13 protein-coding genes and 1 pseudogene are annotated in these 20,602 nt (G+C 47.0%); 9 read left to right on the top strand and 5 right to left on the bottom strand.

The annotated features are described in order from the left end of the window. Positions 1–43: 43 nt before the first annotated feature. The 6 genes from FIU99_RS09765 (at position 44) to FIU99_RS09790 (ending at position 7,367) form a co-directional block, all read left to right on the top strand. A complete protein-coding gene (locus FIU99_RS09765; protein ID WP_019277689.1) occupies positions 44–1,006 on the top strand; it encodes a LacI family DNA-binding transcriptional regulator in 963 nt (320 codons plus the stop codon). 468 nt (positions 1,007–1,474) lie between these two features. Beyond that, positions 1,475–2,449, top strand: coding sequence for an ester cyclase (locus FIU99_RS09770; protein WP_152472239.1), 975 nt, complete (start codon positions 1,475–1,477; stop codon positions 2,447–2,449). A 39-nt stretch (positions 2,450–2,488) separates the two neighbouring features. After that, on the top strand, positions 2,489–3,484 hold the full coding sequence (locus FIU99_RS09775; RefSeq protein ID WP_152472240.1) for an ester cyclase: 996 nt from the start codon (positions 2,489–2,491) through the stop codon (positions 3,482–3,484). Continuing rightward, positions 3,477–5,216 carry a sodium/solute symporter gene (locus FIU99_RS09780; protein ID WP_152472241.1) on the top strand — a complete coding sequence of 580 codons (1,740 nt, stop codon included), beginning with the start codon at positions 3,477–3,479 and terminating at the stop codon, positions 5,214–5,216. Before FIU99_RS09775 ends, FIU99_RS09780 begins: the two co-directional genes overlap by 8 nt. 138 nt (positions 5,217–5,354) lie before the next feature. Beyond that, positions 5,355–6,362, top strand: a complete 1,008-nt coding sequence (locus tag FIU99_RS09785; RefSeq protein WP_152472242.1) for a LacI family DNA-binding transcriptional regulator — start codon at positions 5,355–5,357, stop codon at positions 6,360–6,362. Positions 6,363–6,410: 48 nt separating this feature from the next. Then, entirely contained in the window at positions 6,411–7,367 is a 957-nt protein-coding gene (locus FIU99_RS09790) for an AEC family transporter (protein WP_019277684.1), read from the top strand. Here the strand turns inward: FIU99_RS09790 and FIU99_RS09795 are convergent. The 5 genes from FIU99_RS09795 to FIU99_RS09815 are packed head-to-tail and all read right to left on the bottom strand — an operon-like array spanning position 7,341 to position 15,083. Next, complete coding sequence (locus FIU99_RS09795; RefSeq protein WP_152472243.1) at positions 7,341–8,627, bottom strand: HAMP domain-containing sensor histidine kinase; 1,287 nt, start codon at positions 8,625–8,627, stop codon at positions 7,341–7,343. The two genes, FIU99_RS09790 and FIU99_RS09795, sit on opposite strands and share 27 nt — an antisense overlap. Beyond that, on the bottom strand, positions 8,624–9,307 hold the full coding sequence (locus tag FIU99_RS09800) for a response regulator transcription factor (RefSeq protein WP_152472244.1): 684 nt from the start codon (positions 9,305–9,307) through the stop codon (positions 8,624–8,626). The genes FIU99_RS09795 and FIU99_RS09800 overlap by 4 nt, the downstream gene beginning before the upstream one ends. A 40-nt stretch (positions 9,308–9,347) precedes the next feature. Then, entirely contained in the window at positions 9,348–12,509 is a 3,162-nt protein-coding gene (locus FIU99_RS09805; RefSeq protein WP_152472245.1) for an efflux RND transporter permease subunit, read from the bottom strand. A 1-nt stretch (position 12,510) separates the two neighbouring features. Further along, the gene (locus tag FIU99_RS09810) at positions 12,511–13,695 is read right to left on the bottom strand and encodes an efflux RND transporter periplasmic adaptor subunit (protein ID WP_152472246.1); all 1,185 of its coding nucleotides are present in this window, start codon (positions 13,693–13,695) and stop codon (positions 12,511–12,513) included. Beyond that, positions 13,692–15,083 (bottom strand): TolC family protein, encoded by a 1,392-nt coding sequence (locus tag FIU99_RS09815; protein WP_152472247.1) that lies wholly within the window; start codon positions 15,081–15,083, stop codon positions 13,692–13,694. Before FIU99_RS09815 ends, FIU99_RS09810 begins: the two co-directional genes overlap by 4 nt. 198 nt (positions 15,084–15,281) lie before the next feature. On the opposite strand from FIU99_RS09815, the gene FIU99_RS09820 reads away from it, so the two are divergent. From FIU99_RS09820 to FIU99_RS09830, 3 genes and pseudogenes are all read left to right on the top strand, one after another. Then, positions 15,282–16,361, top strand: a complete 1,080-nt coding sequence (locus FIU99_RS09820; RefSeq protein WP_152472248.1) for a cytochrome-c peroxidase — start codon at positions 15,282–15,284, stop codon at positions 16,359–16,361. Then, positions 16,354–18,709, top strand: a pseudogene (locus tag FIU99_RS09825) (ATP-binding protein). The gene FIU99_RS09820 and the pseudogene FIU99_RS09825 overlap by 8 nt, the downstream one beginning before the upstream one ends. Before the next feature lie 14 nt (positions 18,710–18,723). Further along, the gene (locus FIU99_RS09830; RefSeq protein ID WP_152472249.1) at positions 18,724–20,592 is read left to right on the top strand and encodes a response regulator; all 1,869 of its coding nucleotides are present in this window, start codon (positions 18,724–18,726) and stop codon (positions 20,590–20,592) included. The last annotated feature ends 10 nt before the right edge of the window (positions 20,593–20,602 follow it).

Consider the following 20,602-nt stretch of genomic DNA (forward strand, 5'->3'; position numbering starts at 1 on the left):
TATCACCATTAAAGCGAAAGTAACTTCGATAGACGTCGCGAAAATGCTCGGCGTCTCTCAGTCGACCGTATCAAGAGCGTTCAGCCCGACCGCTAGCATCAGCGAGAAGAAGCGTAAGATGGTGATGGATGCCGCCGCTAAGCTCGGTTACACCCCCAACGCGATTGCTCGTAGCCTAATCTCAAATCGCTCTGGTCTTGTTGCCATCGCGTTAGACAGTGAGTCAAACCCGATGTATGACCTGCAATCACGTGCGTTAGCAATGGAAATCCAAAAACGTGGCGGTCAGGTGGTTCTCTGCCCGATAGACAAAGACGACCTTGATCTGGCGATTTCCCGCGCGATTGAGTATCAAGTTGATGGCCTGATCATCGCCACCAGCCGTCTGACTTCACGCGCTTTTGCCCAGTGCGAAAAATTTGGCGTTCACCTGAGTCTTATCAACCGTTATACCAATGGCATCAATGCTAACTGTGCCGGTGTCGACAACCGCCAGGCCGGCCAAGAAGCGGCCGAGTATCTGGTGAAAAAAGGCTATAAACAACTGGCGTATGTCAGTGGCGATTCAGGTTCAATGACCAGCGAAGAGCGCTGGCTTGGCTTTTCATCAAAGCTCAAAGAGTTAGGTGTTCCAACCCCTGTATTTATTCAAGCTAAATACTGCTTCGATGCGGGGATGGAAGCCGCAACAGAGATTCAGTCGCACGCGGTGAAGCCGGAAGCGATTTTCTGCGCCAACGACATCATCGCTCTGGGTTTGATGGATGGACTCAGAAAAGCAGGCGCGTCGATACCGGAAGATTATGCAGTAATGGGCGTCGATAACATCCCGATGTCTGGCTGGCCAGCTTACGACTTAACCACGGTCGCACAGCCTGTCGACAAGATCGTAAGCCGCGCTGTCGAAGATTTGATGGATCGTATCAACAACAATACCGACGCGTCTGGCGACTATCTGCTTGAACAAGGCACTCTGATTGAGCGCGGTAGCACTCATCTCAGCTAGCCTAAACCTTATCAACACATGTAAAAGCCTCACCCTACGGTGAGGTTTTTTTCAAGACAAAGACAAATGGCATTCGTATGCAACAAGAATTAATCTATTAAAGTTATCCCGAGTAAAGACAACTGAATACAGTGTAGGTAACTTTTCTCACTTCATTTTCTTTGTTCTACTAAACGAAAATCTTCCCATCCCTGACGCGTACTCATCAAGTAATAAAGCGACTAGCACTCCTACTATTGACCTAATCTATTGTTTTAAAACCGCTGAATACAGTTCTATTCACCGAAATATGAGTAACAAATTAGCGCAATCACTCTGAACACTTTTCGAACACTTGTTAAAAACCCGATCTTAAGCACGATATTAAAACATCACAGGAACAATCTATTGACAAAAATGCAACACAACTTCATTTTGGATACGTAACCAAAAATGAAATAAACAAGAATTTAACTCAGGAGGTGATTTATGGCTATGGTTGGCTTTGACGAAAAATGGCGTGATTTTCCCGATTATATTTTGGGAATTACAAAAGAGATTTGGGAAGACCGTGGCCTAAATACCCTTGAGCACTATTACTCACCCGATATTGTTGTGCGTACACCTTTGTCTATTGTGCAAGGTAACGACGACGTCATCAGCGCGACCATGGCTACACTGGCTGAGTTCCCGGATCGTACGCTTTACGGAGAAGATGTCATCTGGTCTGGCTCACCTGAACAAGGCATGTTGTCCTCTCACCGTATCATTTCGACTGCCACACACAGCAGCGATGGTTTCTATGGCAAAGCAACGAACAGCAAGTTACGTTTTCGCATCATCGCCGACTGCCATGCGATCAACAATCAGATTAACGATGAGTGGCTAGTGCGCGACCAAGCAGACATTGCCAGACAGCTCGGCATGACGTCCGAAGAGTTCGCCCGAAAACAAATTGATTTCGAAGGTGGCGTAGAAAAAGCCTCCTTCCCTTTTACTCCAGATGTCGATATGCAGGGCCCTTACACGGGTGTTGGCAATGACAATCAATATGGTCAGCAATACGAAGCCATTCTAAACAGCATCATGAATGCTGAGTTTTCCGCCATCCCACGTGAATACGACCGAGCCTGTATCGGTGAGTACAGCGGCGGCCGTACCGCCCTATCACACAGCGAAATTGATCATTTCTGGATTTCACTGCGCTCTTCATTCCCAAATGCCGAGTTCAAAGTCCACCATCGCATTGGTCGAGAAGATCCAAAGATGTCTCCACGCGCCGCCATTCGCTGGTCTCTACATGGTAAGCACGAAGGTTATGGCGCATTTGGTAAGCCGACAGGTAAAGACGTATACATCATGGGCATCAGCCACGCTGAGTTTGGCCCATGGGGACTTCGTCGCGAGTTTACGCTTATCGACGAAACCGCGATCTGGAAGCAGATTCTGCTTCAGCAAGGCTAAGCCGCCCAGTCATAAACCCACATTCAGTAAGGAAGCAAAATGTCACTCAATATCATTGAACAGTTCTACCAACAGTACTTCAACGCCACGCTTAGTGAGCAGGCGAGTGTTGCCCAGCAAGCGTTGAACCCAGACGTCAAATGGTGTGTCGCGCACCCAGTCAATGACCTGAACGGCCCAGAGGCTGCACACACTTCGTTTCTATCACCTTTGGTAACGGCAATGCCTGATGTTGAGCGACGCCCGATGATCGTGATGAACGGCGAATTTGAAGGCCGTACTTGGTACAACTCAACGGGTTACTTTGTTGGCACTTTTGAGCAACCACTGTTCGGCATTCCGGCGACGGGAAAAACCCTGTATCTCAGATACACAGAGATGGTGTGCGTCGAAAATGATCAGATCACTGAATCTTACATGATCCCAGATTTTATCGATGCCATGAACCAATCACGTGTAAACCCTCTGCGCAAAAGCTTAGGTCACGACGGTTTAATTCCTTCACCCGCAACTGCAGATGGCATTCAAACCTCTGACGCATGTGAAGAGTACAGCGCAAAGAGTGGTCAACTGGTGCATGACATGCTGGCATGTCTTGGTCGTTTTGACGGAAAAGATCTCTACTCAATGGATCTGGAAAACTACTGGCATAAAGACTTTATGTGGTATGGCCCAGCAGGTATCGGTACTACACGTGGCATCAAAGGTTTCCGCAACCACCACCAAGCTCCATTTGTCTTCGCCTTCCCCGATAGAAGTGTGGATATTGAGCTCAATTTTTTGGCTAAAAATGACTACGTATCCACTGGAGGCTGGCCTCACATGCATGGTACTCATACGGGTCACAGTGGCTGGCTAGGCCTTGCCCCAACAGGAAAAAATATAGAACTTCGCGTCATGGATATCTGGCGACGAGAAGGTGACTTGCTGAAAGAAAACTGGGTAGCAATTGATATCGTGCATATCTTGCTCCAACTTGGTTATGACGTTTTCGGCCAAATGAAAGAACAATTAGAAGGACCTAATTATGCATGAATTTGGTGTACTTAACTGGACTATTCTTGGCGGTTACATTGCCCTCACCTTATTGTTGGGGGCCGTGGTCGGCAAGAAAGTAACCTCGGCGAGCCAGTTCGCACTCGGTGATAAAAATATCCCATGGTGGGCGATCGGTATTTCTGTTGTATGTACCTATGTCAGTGCAATGTCGTTCTTGGGCGGTCCGGCATGGTCATACAAAGAAGGCTTGTCGGTTATCGCAATTCACCTTAACTACCCGTTGGTGATCTTCTTCATCGTTGCTGTATTTATGCCATTCTTTTACAACAACGGTCTGACTTCTATCTACGAATATCAGGAAAGACGTTTCGGCAAGGCGTCACGCGTGACTTTATCATTCATTTTCCTGATTAAGCAGGCGTTAAGCTCTGCTGCTGTACTGTACGCGACAGCGATAATACTGGAGTTCATCACAGGTATAGACGTGGTGTACTGCATCATGATCGTTACTGCCATTGCGCTGATTTATACCGTCATGGGCGGTATCGCCGCTGTTATCTGGACTGATGTGATTCAAGCCGTGATTCTTTTCATTGGTGCCTTCATCATTATCGAAGCCGTGTGGAATGGCATGCCAGAGCCGATGACCGACATGATGGCCGAGCTAAAAGCTAAAGGCATGACAGATGCTCTGCAAACCAGCATGGATTTGAGTCAGGTAACAACTATCTGGGCTGGGGTGATCGCCATGACGATGTTCCACACAACGGTCTACGGTGGCAGCCAGATGATGGTTCAACGCTGTATGGCAGCGAAAAGCATGGGTGATGCGAAGAAAGCCATGCTGATGATGGGCTACGTCGCCTTCTTCATCTACTTCGTGTTCATTCTACTTGGCGTTCTATTCAACGCTTACTATGACGGTAAAGAGTTTGAAAACGGCAATACGATTATTCTTCATTACGCCAGTGAGTATGGTATGCCGGGCCTTATGGGCATCATTGCGGCAGCGATTCTGGCAGCAAGTATGTCGAGCCTTGACTCAGCATTCAACTCGATGGCAACGGTATCCGTAGCAGACTTTTACAAGCGTTTTTACAAGCAGAACGAATCTGAAGAACACTACCTGAAAGCATCTCGCATCTTTACTGTCGCGTGGGCGATTCTGGTCATCATTCCCGCTCTGATGTTCGCGACCAGCACAGGCTCGGTGCTTGAAGTGTTGAGTAAAGCCGGTTCTTATTTCGTGGGTGCGAGCTTCTGTATGTTTGTGCTGGGCTTCTACTCAAAGCACATCACTGAAAAAGGTCTGCTTATTGGTGTCGTCGCCAGCTTTATCGCCATCTGGTATGTCGCGGTAGCGACCGACATCTCGTGGCCTTGGTACTGTGTGATTGGTGTCGTCGTCAACGCTGTTGTGGCTTACGTTGCAAGCTTGCTTCTGACAGGAAAACAGGAAGAGATGCACCTATACACCATCAAAGGGCAACAAGCGGAATACGCTCGCCTGAACAAGCCTGTCAAAGAAGACGGCTGGTATGTTATCCCAGGAAAGATTGACGCACCATGCTATGGCTTGCTGGTCATGTTCGTCTTCTCACTGTTTCTACTGTGGGGTATCAACGCCTTCACCGATAACGCGCCAATGCTAATCAACTTTGTTCGTGGCTGCTCAATTGTGGTTGCAATCAGTGTTGTCGCTTACGCTGTCTATTCACTACGAGGCTCTAAAACGGCCAAACCGGAGCAGGTTGAAACGGCTGAATAGATCTGGGTTGTACCCAATCCAAGCAATCTGATAAACCAAAAGCCTTATTTTCTCTAGAGTAAGGCTTTTTCCTTTTATGACTACGTACCTATTTATGTTAGGCTTGCTGTGAATTTCTTACCAAATGAATGATGGTCTATGAACTCAACTAAGCAGACGGTGACATCGAAAGATGTCGCAAAACTCGCCGGCGTTTCTCAATCGACCGTTTCTCGCGTATTTATCTCTGGCAGTTCAGTGTCAGAGAAAACGAAGCAGAAAGTCTACGAAGCGGCGAAAGCGCTCAATTACCGCCCTAACGCGTTTGCACGTAGTCTTACAACCAACGAATCAAAGCTGATTGGCTTGGTTTTTCCTGATGCTGATTATCCAATTCATATGAAAACCCTGCAGCTCATTTCATCAGAACTGCAAAAACTGGGTTACTCAGCAGTTTTGATTCCGTGGCAAGTTGACGACAAAGAAAATCATTCTATCCCGAATATTTTCCAGTACCGAGTAGACGGCGTGATTGCGGCTTCTGCCACATTCAACAAAAGCCTCTATGAAGAGTGTGAAGAGTTTAATATTCCCATCGTTCAGTACGCGCGCGTGGTGGAAGGAACCAAAAGCAGTTACGTGATCAGCGACAACTACGAAGCAGGACAGCAAGCCGCTCAGTTGTTAGTGGAATGTGGTGTGAAACATCCCGTTTATCTGACTGGAGAAGTACCTACCTTTACCAATGATGAACGGTACAAAGGCTTCAGTAGTGAGTTTGAAGATTTAACCGGTACGCTCGCTCAGGTTGTTGAAGCAAACTATGACTATACTGCTGCGCTTGACGATATTCGTCAGCTGCTAAAAAAGAATGATCGCCCCGATGCGGTGTTCTGTGCAACGGACAATCTCGCGATGGCATTAATGGACGTTGCTCGCTACGAATTCAACTTACGTATTCCACAAGACTTGCAGGTGATCGGTTTCGATAACATCCCCCAGACCGAATGGCTGAGTTATCAGTTAACAACGTTCAGGCAAGACTTCAAACGTCTGGCAAGGGAAAGTGTCAAAATTGTGGTAGACCAAATCAACGAGCAAAACACCAGTATGGTTAAAATGATGGTGCCGGTGAAACTGATCGAGCGAAACACCACCAGCCGTTAAACTAAAAGCGGGTAACTTTACTCCAACCAACTCACTTTCAGGGCATGTATGGACGCATTACTTCAGCAATTGAGTTTCTCACTGTCGATTACCGGCCCTATTTGTTTGATGCTGTTGTTAGGTGTGTTTTTCAAACGCATCGGCCTGATTAACGACAATTTCATAGAAGTCGCCTCGAAATTAGTCTTTCAGGTGACCCTGCCAACGATGTTGTTCCTCAGTATTGTCGTATCTGAACATAACTTCACTGCTGCCAGCCGCTTCCTTGGATTTGCCGCGTTTGCGAGCATTGCCTTTTTTGTCTTTACTACGGTCTCTGTCGCAATGTTATTCAAATCTTCTCCAGACAAAGGCGTCATCACGCAAGGTGGCTATCGCGCTAACACTGGTATCATTGGCATTGCTTACGTGGCGAATGCGTTTGGAGAACAAGGGATCGCACTCGCTGCACTGTATGTCGCCATCACCACTTTCATTTACAACGTTCAGGCAGTTATCTGCTTAGCACCCAAAGGGGGAACCTCCCCCGCCAAAGCCGCTAAAGTGATGCTGAGGACGTTAACCAAGAATCCACTGATCATCGCCATTGTTTCTGGCGTTGTATTCTATCTGCTTTCTCTACCTGTCCCAACGGTCGCTGTTGATGCGGGTAATTATCTGGCGAAAATGACCCTACCACTTGCTTTGTTGTGCACCGGCGGCTCACTGGATTTGAGTAAGATGAGAAAAGAAAAAGGGCCAGCGTGGTTTGCCAGTAGCTACAAGCTGGTACTGGCTCCTTTGCTGATCACCAGCGCTGCCTATTGGTATGGGTTTAGAGGGCTAGAACTAGCGATCTTGTTTTTTATGAACGCCTCACCTGTTGCAGCAGCAAGCTATGTAATGACCCGCTCAATGGGCGGAAACTCGGTACTGGCTGCTAACATTGTTGCCATGACGACGGTCATCTCAACTCTCACCTGTACCGCAGGACTAGTCCTACTTGTTAACATCGGGCTTATTTAAGTCAGCGTCATCAGTTAGAGAAAAATGTAGTTCAACACGGCGACCTGAATTGGTTGCGCTATTGTCGTAATACCAGCCGTACTGGCTGATTAAGCGCTCGGTTAGCTCAAGACCTAGCCCAAAACCCAACTCCTCTTCCCCATCACCTTGGGATACGTTGTGATTGGTGATAACCAGTCGACTTCCAGACTGCTCGATAATCACTTCCCCCTGATAAGTATGCTGAAACGCATTGCGAACCAAATTAGTTATGATGATTCGACACAGCCCGTGCGGTAATGAATGCTGCGTGGCGTCTACTTTGATACTCACTTTGACCGCTTTTCCTTGCAGTAAATATTCGAGTTCATGATCGATCTGAGTAATGAGGTTACCAATCACGAGATCACTGAATGGCAGTGTCTTTTCTTCTTGTCGGTTGAGCCACAATAGCGTTTCAGTCAAATCTGTCATTGTGTACCCTGCACGCTCAATGCGTTCCAACACTTCAAGCTGCTTGTCCTCATCCAACTTCTTGAGGATCATCTTTTTCAGTAGCTCTGAATTGGTACGAGTAACAGCTATCGGCGTTCTTAGTTCATGACTAGCATAACCCAAAAAGCGCTGCTCTCGTTCAAGACCTTCCTGTACACAGCTCAGACTGGATCTGATGATTTCTGCCAATGTGTTGAGCTCACTGTAGTCAAACTCCGGAATTGGCTGGCTGAGCTTTTCTTTATCCAAGGATTTCGCCCAGTCTTTAAGCTCCTCTACGGGAGTTGAAACACTGCGAATAAAGGCAATGAGTATCAAAGAAAACGCTAAGATTGCAGCGATGGCAACAAACACGATGTAGATAAACTGGGGCATTTCACCCGGAGAAAATTCATTATCGAGAAACAACACCGACGCGTACCTGACGTCTCCTTTGTGCTCCATTTTCATTGCGAAATAGCCCGCTTTAGGCGATTCAATAAGAGGGACTCCGACAACTTTTTTAAGTACTTCATTGAGAACCAGTTCGTTTGGATTCAGGTTGTCTTGAATTGGCTGAGGTAAGTCTTGCCATCGTCTTGCCACTGTCAGGTCATTGATTTTCACTGGAGTGTTATCCGTCAATTCAACTTGGTACGCCTGCGTTCGCATGAACCCTGTCATAGCCATATCCAAACCTGAAAAGAAGTAACTTACCGCAACACCAGACATCGCTATAATCGTCAACGACCCTGTCAGTAGCATGGCAAACAAAAAATAAAGCCTCAGGCTACGTCTTATTTTCATTGAGAACTCTCTTGTTTCAATGCAAAGCCACGTCCTGTGATCGTATGAATCAATTTGGTTTCAAAACGGCTATCGACGGTTTTTCTCAGATTAAACATGTGCACCTTTAGGCTATTACTGTCTGGTTGCTCATCTCCCCACACACTCTGCATCAATTTTTCACGAGAGACAGTATTTGGACTCGCCCTAACCAACGTTTCAAGTAGCTTGAATCCGATTGGCGAGAGCTTTAATGGCTCACTAGATCGGGTTGCGGTCTGAGTCTGTAGGTCAACTTCGAGATCGGAAACAGAAAGCTTAGTGACCTGCCCGCTGCGCCGACGAGACAATACCTGCGCTCGAATAATCAGCTCTTCCATAGCAAAAGGCTTCACCAAATAGTCATCCGCTCCTTTCGAAAAGCCTGTTAACTTGTCATCAAGGGTATCTTTTGCCGTCAACATCAGAACAGGCACGTCAATCCCTTGCTCTCTGAGCCTTGCACACACTTCCAGGCCATTCATTTTTGGCAAGTTCAAATCTAGAATCACCGTGTCGTACTGGCCTTGTTGAATCAGGTTTAATCCGGACAAGCCATTTGCAGCGTGGTCACACTGAATGTCTTCCAGAGCGAGGTAGTCAACAATCGCCTTAGCTAAATCCAGATCATCTTCGACCAGTAACAGCTGCAAGTTTTCCATGACTACCTCTTACTCTATGAAACTACTATTAACTTAGACGTTAAACGCTTTGAGCGAGCTTTTTCTCACCCAACACCGCTGCCTTCACTTTGTTAAGACCATTATGAATATCACATTGGATCAGTAGAAGTGATGGGGTCAGCACCAATGTAATCATTGTCGCGAACAAAATACCGTAGCCTAATGCAGCGGCGGCTGGAATTAGGAACTGTGCTTGCATCGAGGTTTCGCTCAGCAATGGTGCCAAACCAGCAAAGGTCGTGACTGATGTCAGCAACACTGCCCTGAGTCTGCTACTGCATGATTCAACAATCGCTTCACTCACGGGGACGTTGTGCTTTCGCGTCAGTTCATTGAAGCGTGATACCAGCAATAAGCTGTCATTGACCACGACACCACTCAAGGCAAGGATACCATTTAACGATAGGATACTGATCGTCAGATCATTCAGCCAGTGACCTAAGATTGCTCCAACTATACCAAACGGAATCGCTACCATAATGATGAGCGGTTGAACGTAAGACTTTAATGGTATCGCCAGCAATGCAAAGATCACTACCAAAGCCATAATGAAGGTCGATTGCATTGAATCTGTCGACTCTTGCTGCTGCTCCGCTTCCCCAGTAAAGTCAATTTTTAGCGTCGGGTATTCCGATTTAAGCTGTGGAACCAGTGTTTTCTCCAACTGAGCCACCAGCTCATTCGACGACACCACGTCTTTATCTACCACCGCAGTCAAATAAACAGCACGTAAGTTGTCGATACGTGTAATTTCCGCTTGCTGATAGTCGGAATAGACATTCGCGACCGATAACATTGGCACTACTTTTCCATCTGAAGTACGGACACTCGATTGCTGAATATCCGCCAGCGTTTGACGATCACCTTCTGGATAGCGAACTCGAACTTTGACTTCGTCTTTCCCACGCTGGAAGCGCTGAACAATATCACCACCGAAGGATTGTAATACCTGCTTCGCGAGGCTCGAAGTATCCATCCCTAGCGCACGCCCCTGCTCGGTCAGCTCAAAACGGTATTGCGGCTCACCAAGATCTAAGTTGTCATCAATTCCACTCACACCCGGTGTCTGTTCCAGTGCCTGTTTAAATGTATTACCTGCCTGCGTAAGAATCGTGTCGTCGCTAGCTTTGAGCTCCACTTTAAAGTTATCGACCATTTCCATTGAAGAGAGCACTTTAAGCTTCTTCATCCCTTCCATCTGCCCAGACATCTGCAACCACAAGTCAGCAAACTCGCCTGAGCTATAAGTCGCATCCGTAGAAAGTTCTACTTGGACAGTTCCAGTGCGGTCTTCATCGGCAATTACCTGAAGGCTAGTAATGTAAGATGTTTTCTGATCGCTGCTCTCGCTACTCGCTCTCAACTGCTGATCTGCTTTAAGCGCATTTGCTTCCAGTTCAAGAAGATTTGTTTGAGTCTGACCAAAGCTGGAATCGTTATACATACTTATTTCTGCACTAACGGTATCGCCTGCAATATCAGGGAAGAAAGCGATCCTCACCGCTCCGGTCAGTGGCATACCAATCACGAGAATGAACAGAGCGATAAAGGCCATGAACACAGCATAACGGAACTTTAACGCCTGTTTAATCACCTGTTTGTACACTTTATGATTGAACCACTCCAACCCGTTGTCCGCGCCTTGTTGAATGCGGTTCCAGATGCCTTTTTTATCACTGCGATGGGTATTGATATGGGCAAGATGCGACGGAAGAATGAACTTGGATTCAACCAATGATAGTAGCAAACAGATGGTAACCACAGTGGCAAACTGAGCATAAATCTGCCCCATTTTTCCATCAACCGCCGCAATTGAAAGAAACGCCACGACGGTTGTCAGTACGCCAAACACGGTCGGTGCCGCCACCTTTAATGTTCCGACAATCGTGCTATTGAGCGAGTCTCCCTCTTTCCGTCGCGTCGAATAAATGCTTTCCCCGACGACCACGGCGTCATCAACGACGATTCCCAGTGCCATGATAAAGCCAAACGTGGTCATCTCGTTGATGGTTAAACCGACAAAAGAATCGGTCATAAAGAACAATGTGCCGAAGAATACGAACGGTAAACTCGCCGCAACCCAAAATGCGACACGAATGTTCAAAAATAGCGCCAGTACGATGAACACTAGAGCAATACCTGTGAGGGCATTTTTGGCCAGAAGAGACAATCGCTCTTTGATCAGCGTACTTTTGTCATACCAAGTCTCAACACTAACATTGTCTGGTAGCAGATTACTGCTACGCCACTGTTCTACCACTTGTTTGGCTTGCTCTACGATTTGCACAACGTCGCTGTACTCATCCATGACAATCTGAATGCCCATCGCGTTGCTTTGGTTGTATCGTGACAGGCTGAAAGTGTCTTCCTCAAAGGTATCCGTGACAAGGGCAATATCGCCTAGCGTAATTTGGCTGCCGTCGGAATGGGTGAGAACAGGGATCGCTTTAAAGTCTTCAATCTCGTAAGCCTGCTCAGAGACCTTAAGACGTACTGTTTTCTCATCATTGCGCAGACTGGTAGAAATACTAGTGGATGACTCCGCATTGATCGCATCCGATACATCGGTGAGTGTTAAACCATAGGCTTGCAATCGACTTTCATTGACCTCGACCGAAATCATAGGATCAATTTCTGCTTTGATCTCCAGGTCACGAATCGCACTTTCAGCAAGCAAATCGGCTTTAAGCTGCTCCGCTAAGTCCTGCAATGTAGCGCGGTCCGCGTCGCCATAAAGTTGAACCCATAAAGCGTGGTCCTGCATCCGAGCCTTATCAATCACAGGGTTGTCGGCTTCCGCTGGTAAATTGTTGATGGCATCTACTTTGGTCTTCACGTCAGTCAGCAAAGCATCGAGACTATAGTTGGTCTCTTTTTCAATGGAAACGTGGCTACCCGATGCGCTGGAAGTCGACGTAATGCGCTTTATGCCGGCGACCGTTTCCAGAGCTTCTTCAATCTTTATCGATATCCCCTCTTCTGCCTGGATAGGATCGCCACTGTCATAATTGACAGATACAGTCACGATGTCCGGTTCTAGACTTGGGAAGGCTTCCTTGCGTAATGAATTGACCGAGAACAGGCCGACAATAATCACCCCTAACATGAGCAGGTTAGCGGCAACCGGATTTTGCGCGAACCAAGCGATCAAGCCTTTTGGTGTTTTGGATTGATGCTCCATATTACCCCTCCTCCGTTGGCGTAACTTTCATACCTGGCTTGAAATTACTCAGTGGCCTGACAACCACTTGAGCCCTTTCTTCAACCAAACTCGGAGTGACGTACACTTTGCCATCACGACCAAACAGTTTGCTGGCGTTCGATTTGTGCAGCAAACCTTGCTCATCTACCGTCCAGATTTCGCCCTGCTGAGATATCGCTGACGCTGGCACTTCCCAAAGACCATTAACTTCAGCTCCACTCAGTATTGCTTTAACAAAGGTCCCCGGATAGAGAGGTGACTCGGCTTCGAGAGGTTTATCTACAACCACAACCAGTGAGCGCTGGCGTGTGTCCTGAGTGACATGTTGGAACTTTCTCTCAACCTGACCAATCCAATGGTGAGCACCGCTACTGTCAGTCAATGTCACCTGCCAGTCCCCCATATCGTTGGAGGTTGGCAGATTCGCCCATTGCTGCTCTGACAGTGGCACTTCCACTTCAACACGTTCAATACTGTATAAAGTGGCGACTGCGCCGCCCGCACTCAAATAGCTCCCCGGCTGAACATCTCTGCTCACGACTAGCGCCGTAAAAGGCGCACGTATTACCGTGTCTTTTAGGTCTTTTTCTGCTTTGTTTAACGCCTGCTTTGCATTGGCTAATTTTGCTTCAGCGCTGGCAAGTTGAGGCTCTCTAAGGACCAGGGGTGAGTTCGGCTCGCCACTCAGGCCTGAACGCTGCCATTCCGACTTCGCTTGTTCTCCTTCTCGCTGCTCTTCTAACAACTCAAGTTCAGCCGTCGCGACATCAGATTTGGCCTGAGCCAACGCCTGCTGATATGAGGTATCATCCAGTTTTGCCAGTATCGTACCTTTGGTGACTACTTTTCCTGTTTCAAAATCATCAGATAGGGTGGTCACCCGGCCACTAACCTCAATGGCATAGTTAAGTTGGTAACGAGATCGAGTTTCACCATAACCCACAACCTGAGCCTGATAGCTGGCACTGGTTGTCATCTGCACTGCAACTTGCTGGAGGTTTAAGCTTTCTTTCACCAATGGCTGCTGCAAAGTTTCCGTTGCTTGTTGCTCAGACTGGCTATTCTCGCTCGCCTGAGCCATGTGACTACCGTTATAGCCAATGGCGGCAAAGATGCTTCCGGCAGCAGCAAGAGTCACCGCTAGAGTGATGGCATTTTTTTTCATGATGATACTCCCAAGCCCAGAGCTAGGCCTAAATCGATTCGGTTTAATAAACGTTGATAAGTGGCATTAACTAGTTGTGCTTCGGTGTCGTAGGTCTGCTGCTGAACGGACAGTAAATTAAAGATGTCGACCAGCCCTTTTCGATATTTCTCTTCGTAGCTGACAAAGCTACGTTTCGAACTTGTGAAGGCTTGATTAAGATGCAATTGCTGCTGTTCAAGCGAATACTCCTGCCCAACAGCGTTTTCCACTTCATTGATCGCCGTCAGCAAGGTTTCCTGATAAGCCCAATAGCTTTGCTCTGTGGTGAGTTGAGCAATTTCGGCCTGAGATTTAAGCTTTCCGCCCTGAAAAAGTGGCGCCGATAGTTGTCCGAGTAGGCTCCACAATGGATCCGTTAGCAAGGCCTCGCTGGGTGACTGCGCAATATCCGTTAAACTTGCCGTCAAGCTGAACGATGGCAACATGGCTTTGTATGCTGCGTCGGTACGAAGGGCTTCAGCTTCGATATTGTAGAAAGCTTGCTGTAGATCTGGTCGGCCTGCCATATTCTGCTGGGCAAGAGAATCGAGGGGGTTGACGACTTGTGGAAACGTCATCGCTACCTCTGGCTGCTGCAACTCGGGTTGCCATTGCCCGGTTAACAGTTGGAGGCTGCGTCTGCTCTGTTCTAGGTTTTCTTCATACTCAGCGACAGTTGAGCGCGTCGACGCCGTGCTGGTTTTCGCGTTATCTAAGTCTTCCAGACTGCCTAATCCCACCTGATAGCGCTCTAATACCAACACCTCGTTGTTTTCCAATACATCCAGCCTTCTCAGCTCAATATCAAGTAATTGCTGATTGACGCTGATTTCTAACCAGTTGCGCATGATATTGGCCGCCAACAAATCTTTTGCTGATTGCAAGCTTGCCTGAGAGGCCGCAACATCTTTTCGTGCTGCCTCGCTGCTATCTGCCAGTTTTTGCCACAGATCCAGCTCCCAGCTCACGGTCACTTCGCCAGTGTAACTGTCGTCGCTATCTTCTTTGGATTGACCCGAAAAGCTGGCATTCGCCGTAGGCAATTGATCGGCAACAGTTACACCTTGCTGGGCATAAGCAATTTTCAACGCAATCACACTTTGTTGCAGGCTGGGGCTACGAGTAAACGCGGCTTGTAAGTAATGCTCAAGCTCAGGGACATAAATCAAATCCGTCAGTTGAGTCGGTTGGCTGATTTCGTCAGCCTCAAGTGAAAGTTGTCGCTCGGCTACCACCTGCGCCAGCAATTGCTCCACAGACTGAGTACTATTTTGCTCAGCCAGCGTGGCAAAGTCGGCATCGGTCCCCGTCGCACAGCCCATAACGCCAGCCAGCGTCAGAGCAAGAATGGAATATCGCAATGTCATCGTTGTTATCTCCCGCTAATCTACAGGTACGGTAACAAACGATGGGGTTAACGCCGGGTTAAGGCATTTCTAATACCCCTAAAGTAGTATTCTATACTTCTTTTTGCTTTGACATTGCTTCAAAAATGATGTGCAACTAGATTTATATTAAGAACAAACTCACGGAAGGTGCTAAGTGCCTGTAAGAGTGGACATAAGATGGAAAAGAAAACGTTATTGTGGATAGGGCTCTTTATTGCAGCTGCTTCAATTGGCCTTCTTCTTTTTGAAGGTTTCAGCTCATCACATTCAAAACACAATGACGCAGAGCATGATCACGCTTTAGAACCAGAACACCATGACTCGCACCAACACGACCATCAACACGGTGAAACCGAACAAAGCCGACACTATGGTTTAGTTTCTCCGATTCCAGAACACCCAAAGTTTGACCGTACTCAAGCCAAGATCGGCTGGGTGCTTTTTCGCGACCCTAATCTTTCCTCAAACAGAAAAGTCAGTTGTGAGAGCTGCCACAATCTGCGCACCAACGGCGCCGAAATGACTGCAGTTTCCACAGGGGTTGAAGGCCTAGGAACCCGTAATTCCCTCACTGTGTTTAATGCCAGCTTGAATTATCGCTTTTTCTGGGACGGTCGGGTAAACAGTCTCCATGAGCAGCTTGATAGCCCGATTCATGACCCGGTTGAGATGGACTCAAATTGGTCAAAAATTACCGAGTATGTCAGCCAGTCTCCTATCTACCAACAATATTTCTTGCAGGCAGACCTTCCTATTACAGAGCACAATATTAAAACTGCTTTAGTTGAGTTCATGAATGCCCTCAGCACACCAAACTCCCCATTTGATCAGTATTTAGCAGGTAATGAAAACGCACTCAGCCCTGAAGCAAAAATCGGATGGCAAACATTTCAGAAAGAAGGATGTATTCGTTGTCATCAGGGCGCCAACATAGGCGGTGGTATGGTCATGAGGTTTGGATATTTTGGCCAATCAACCACTGGAGAAGACCGCAGCTCAGATAAAGGACGGTTCAGGACCACTCAGGATGAGAATGATCTTTACCTTTTTCGCGTAGCGAGTCTAAGAAACGTCGCCCAGACGCCCCCCTACTTCCACGATGGAAAAACACAACACCTTTCTGAAGCAATTAAAATCATGGGGGAAAGCCAATTGGGTAAAACATTTGGCGATGAAACCATCGCGTATCTCGAAGCGTTCCTGCATTCGCTAAGTGGTGATAGACCAGCCATTTTGAAGGAGTTTGAAAATGAATAAAATCAAGCTGACCTTCGCAGTGTTTAGTTTACTTTTCCTATCAATGTGTGGGTACGTCTATCTGGCTTATGTCGAGCTGACCAAACTCGCGAAGTATGATGATCTGGTTCGTAATTTGGGCCATGAAGTGGTCGAGCTAAAAGATGAAGTCGTGGGTGCTTCTATTCGCGGTCTGACCTCACCTTATGAGTTGACGAGTCATCTGGTCAGTATCGAAAAAGAGATACAGGCATTCCATCAACAGCAACAAATAGATTCAGTTCACAGCCCGTTATTCCAACATTTACCAACCGAAGCTCTACTTTTACAGTTTCACCAGTCGGCTCTTGAACTCTCTAAAGCGCTTGATCAAACCATCGGCTTAATCGTCGCCAGAGAATTTGTCCTGCACTCGCTAAAAAACAACCTGACAAAAAATGGCAAGTCTGGCCAAGATAATCGGTCACTGGAACAGCTTATTGCCCACATACTCGATCAAAATGCTATTGGCGCAGATGAAGAATTGACCCGTTTCGCACAGACGTTTATCCAGCTCAACGCGCAACGAGAAAAGCTACTCTCTCGCATTCTTTCGCATGAAAGCGCGATGTTTCTAGAACAAACCGAACGTGGGCTCTCAGCCACCTCAGCTCAGAGATACCATTTCCCAAGTGTTGTTTGCCATGGCGGCGTTGCTAGTCGTTCTCTCTGGGCTTGGTTTTGTGAGTCGAATTTCAGAATTAAAGCGTAACAACCTAGCTTATCAAGTTGCTACTGAGAACGCTGAAAAAGCTAATGAAGCAAAATCCATATTCCTCGCCACCATGAGCCACGAACTGCGGACGCCCATGAACGGCGTATTAGGTATTGCTCAAATTATCAAAGATGAATCTCAAGAGCTGGAAACCAAGAAGCAAGCTCAGATCCTTATCGACTCCGGTCAACATCTGATGACGATACTCAATGACATACTCGATTTCTCTAAGGTCGAACAAGGCAAACTGGAACTTGAGATTCATCCATTCTCCATAGGCGAATTAGTACTCAGTCTGGAAAAAACATTAGGCCCTCAAGCGGCAAACAAAGGTTTGAAGTTTGTCATCCAAAATAAAGTGCCAGCCAATATTGAACTGCATGGTGATCCTGCTCGAACCCGACAGATTCTATTTAACTTGGTCGGCAACGCGATTAAATTTACCCAAACTGGCAAAATCGAGGTCGAATTTGCGCTCAACACTTCAATACCACCCAATGTCTGTATATCCGTCACAGATAGCGGCATAGGAATAGAACGCGAGAAGCTCGACACTATTTTTACTCCATTTGAGCAAGCAGAGCTCTCCACGACGCGTAAATTTGGCGGTACAGGACTCGGTTTATCTATTGTTAAGCGGTTGGTCGAAATGATGGGCGGCAAAGTGTCCGTTTTCAGCCAGCCAAATGTGGGAACACAATTCACCCTCACTATCCCATTTGAACTCAAAGAGTTGGAAATAAGCGAAGCTCAAGTGCAACCCTCAGATGAGCTTTCATTACTTGATAACTTCACCGTTCTGCTGGTCGAAGACAACCGAGTGAATGCTATGGTAGCGAGGAAGTTCTGCGAGTCTATGGGACTATTGGTTGATCATGCCAATGACGGGCTTGAGGCAATCAGCCGTCTTAAGCATTCCAATTATGATCTGATCATTATGGATAACCACATGCCAAACATGAATGGTCTGGATGCGATTGAACATATACGTACCAAGCTCAGACTCAGCACAGTCATTTTTGCTTGTACTGCCGACGTATTCAAAGAAGCACACGATGAATTCATCGCCCGAGGCGCCGATTTTGTCCTGACTAAACCTCTACAAAAGAGCAGTCTACAGAACGCATTAAGTCAGTTTTCACGTCAGTTTTCCACCCACCGGGAAGTGGCTGAAGCCGTGAAACAGTTACCTCAAAACGCCAACAACAACATATCGACTCTCATCCGCTTCCCTGTTGATAAGTTGCCGCTTACAGAAGAGGAAGTCTCACAGAGCCCGCTGATCAATCAGCTTGAACTTCAGGATAGAGAAAAAGTTGAATTGCTCGAATCATTAATATTTGAGTTGGATACTAAAACCGACTCTCTGATCGAACTACATTCCAATACAACGCCAACCGAACTTCACGCTATTCTGCACGCCATCAAAGGTATCGCTCTCGAGTTCTCTATGGGAGAAGTTCTACTGTTGACGAAAAAGACAGAAGACATTGCAAGACAAGGGGAAATTCCTGAAATCGAGCTGCTGCAAAAACTAGTCAACCGACTGATGGTGAATAGCCACGAAGCCAGCCGATTGATAACCCGATTAAATCCGCACAACAAGACTGGCTAAGGTAAAGCAACGTTATGAAATGGACCTTCACGAAAAGTCGATACGAGCTACACGCCGTTCTTGCCCTACTCGCAGGATTGTTCTTCTATCTTGATTTAATAATGCCAGCTGAAGTGGCAGCAGGCCTCCCCTACATCGCCATAATCCTTCTCTCCATGGCATTGAGAAACCAGCATTCTATCGTTGCTTGGGCGATTATCTGTACCTTACTCACTCTCGTGGGCCATTACGTAACGTCCGCTGGGAACGCTGTTTGGAGTGAGATAGCGAATCGTCTGCTCGCAATTTCTGCAATCTGGGTCGTCACGATAGTATCGCTGGCTATCAAGGTTCGAGAGCAGAAGCTATCAAAGCTTGAAACCGAGCTGGTTGTTTCTGATTTTCGTTCAACACAGGGATTTGTCGCAGAGTATGCCCGTGATGCCATTGTGGTAACAGACCCCGAGGGGTACACAACATGGGTCAACGAGGGTTTTGTGCAGTTGACGGGTTACCAACTGGACGAGATAAAAGGTAAAAAGCCAGGTGATATTCTTCAAGGTCCCAACACCAATATTAAACAAGTCCAAGCACTGTCAGAAGCTATCAAACAAGCGAAACAAATCGATTGTGAACTGATTAATTACAGCAAAGATGGCACCGAATACTGGATTGACATGTCAATCGTCCCCGTATTCAAGGACGGTACACTCACCCGCTTCGTGGCTGTAGAACGAGATATCACTGAACGAAAACAATTAGAAGAGCAACTTAAGAAAGAGGTTCAACTGGCGAAGTCAGCCATGGAAAACAAGTCGCGCTTCATGCGGCTGATTAATCATGAACTCAAAGTCTATAGCAACAGTATCGTTATACCGTTAAAACAAATCGAACGCAGCGATGACCTTTCACAGATCAAATCATTAGCCACTCGACTCAAGCATTCCGGTGATTTACTCCACGCTTCGATCAAACATATTCTCACCCTGTCGGCGACGGATGTGGATTCTCTGGCAAGCAAAGCGGAAGAGATTAAATTGGCCGAGCACTTGCAATCATTGAGCAAAAAGTTGACACCGCTCGCCAACGGTAACGACGTCAACTTCTCTACTCAATTTAACGTCAACGACAGCAAACAATATCTGCTTGATGGGAACTTACTCAACCAAACCGTGTGCTTCTTCGCCCTCACAACGATTAACCAAGCCCCAGGAGGAGACGTTGAAGTGAGCGCAGAAGTGATTGACGATAGAGACTCGGAATCTCTAGAAGTACAGATACGTTCTTCCGACAAGGGGGTTAGCTGTCGTTTGATGTCTGAACTGCCAGGAAGTCCTTTGCAGCGTCATGGATTGATGGAAGGCATCTGTGCCGGCTTCCACAAAGTTGAAGCTCTCATTTGCCAAAACGGCGGAAATATTCAATTAAGTTATACCCCTGAAGGTCACTCACTTATATCAATCAGAGTGCCGCTAACACATACAGAGAAAGAAACACCAGATAAGGCTTCGAACGGTACTTGTATTTTGATCGCGGAAGATAACCAAGTGAATGCACTTATTTTGTCGAAATTCCTCAAAGGGTTGGGGTATTACAATATTGATCGGGCAAAAGACGGGCAGGAAGCCGTAGAGATGGCACTAGCGGGCAATTACCAATACATCTTTATGGATAATCACATGCCACGACTCACTGGGTTAGAAGCGACCAAACTGATTATTCAGTTTCACAACATTCCAACCACAATAATTGCCTGTACGGCTGACACTACTAACACCGCAAGGCAGCAGTTCTATCAGTACGGAGCAAAAGAAGTACTGCTTAAACCCGTTAAAAAAGATGCGCTGTATGCTGCAATGGAGACTTCTTCTCAATCAAATGGCCAAAGTGTTGGAAATGGTTAGGTGCCACAGT

This window comes from Vibrio sp. THAF64 (assembly GCF_009363455.1).
In the GTDB taxonomy this organism is placed as follows: domain Bacteria; phylum Pseudomonadota; class Gammaproteobacteria; order Enterobacterales; family Vibrionaceae; genus Vibrio; species Vibrio coralliilyticus.

Coding starts and splice junctions, on each gene's coding strand:
- FIU99_RS09765 (WP_019277689.1), top strand. CDS start 44: ATGCTCGGCGTCTCTCAGTCGACCGTATCAAGAGCGTTCAGCCCGACC.
- FIU99_RS09770 (WP_152472239.1), top strand. CDS start 1,475: ATGGCTATGGTTGGCTTTGACGAAAAATGGCGTGATTTTCCCGATTAT.
- FIU99_RS09775 (WP_152472240.1), top strand. CDS start 2,489: ATGTCACTCAATATCATTGAACAGTTCTACCAACAGTACTTCAACGCC.
- FIU99_RS09780 (WP_152472241.1), top strand. CDS start 3,477: ATGCATGAATTTGGTGTACTTAACTGGACTATTCTTGGCGGTTACATT.
- FIU99_RS09785 (WP_152472242.1), top strand. CDS start 5,355: ATGAACTCAACTAAGCAGACGGTGACATCGAAAGATGTCGCAAAACTC.
- FIU99_RS09790 (WP_019277684.1), top strand. CDS start 6,411: ATGGACGCATTACTTCAGCAATTGAGTTTCTCACTGTCGATTACCGGC.
- FIU99_RS09795 (WP_152472243.1), bottom strand. CDS start 8,627: ATGAAAATAAGACGTAGCCTGAGGCTTTATTTTTTGTTTGCCATGCTA.
- FIU99_RS09800 (WP_152472244.1), bottom strand. CDS start 9,307: ATGGAAAACTTGCAGCTGTTACTGGTCGAAGATGATCTGGATTTAGCT.
- FIU99_RS09805 (WP_152472245.1), bottom strand. CDS start 12,509: ATGGAGCATCAATCCAAAACACCAAAAGGCTTGATCGCTTGGTTCGCG.
- FIU99_RS09810 (WP_152472246.1), bottom strand. CDS start 13,695: ATGAAAAAAAATGCCATCACTCTAGCGGTGACTCTTGCTGCTGCCGGA.
- FIU99_RS09815 (WP_152472247.1), bottom strand. CDS start 15,083: ATGACATTGCGATATTCCATTCTTGCTCTGACGCTGGCTGGCGTTATG.
- FIU99_RS09820 (WP_152472248.1), top strand. CDS start 15,282: ATGGAAAAGAAAACGTTATTGTGGATAGGGCTCTTTATTGCAGCTGCT.
- FIU99_RS09830 (WP_152472249.1), top strand. CDS start 18,724: ATGAAATGGACCTTCACGAAAAGTCGATACGAGCTACACGCCGTTCTT.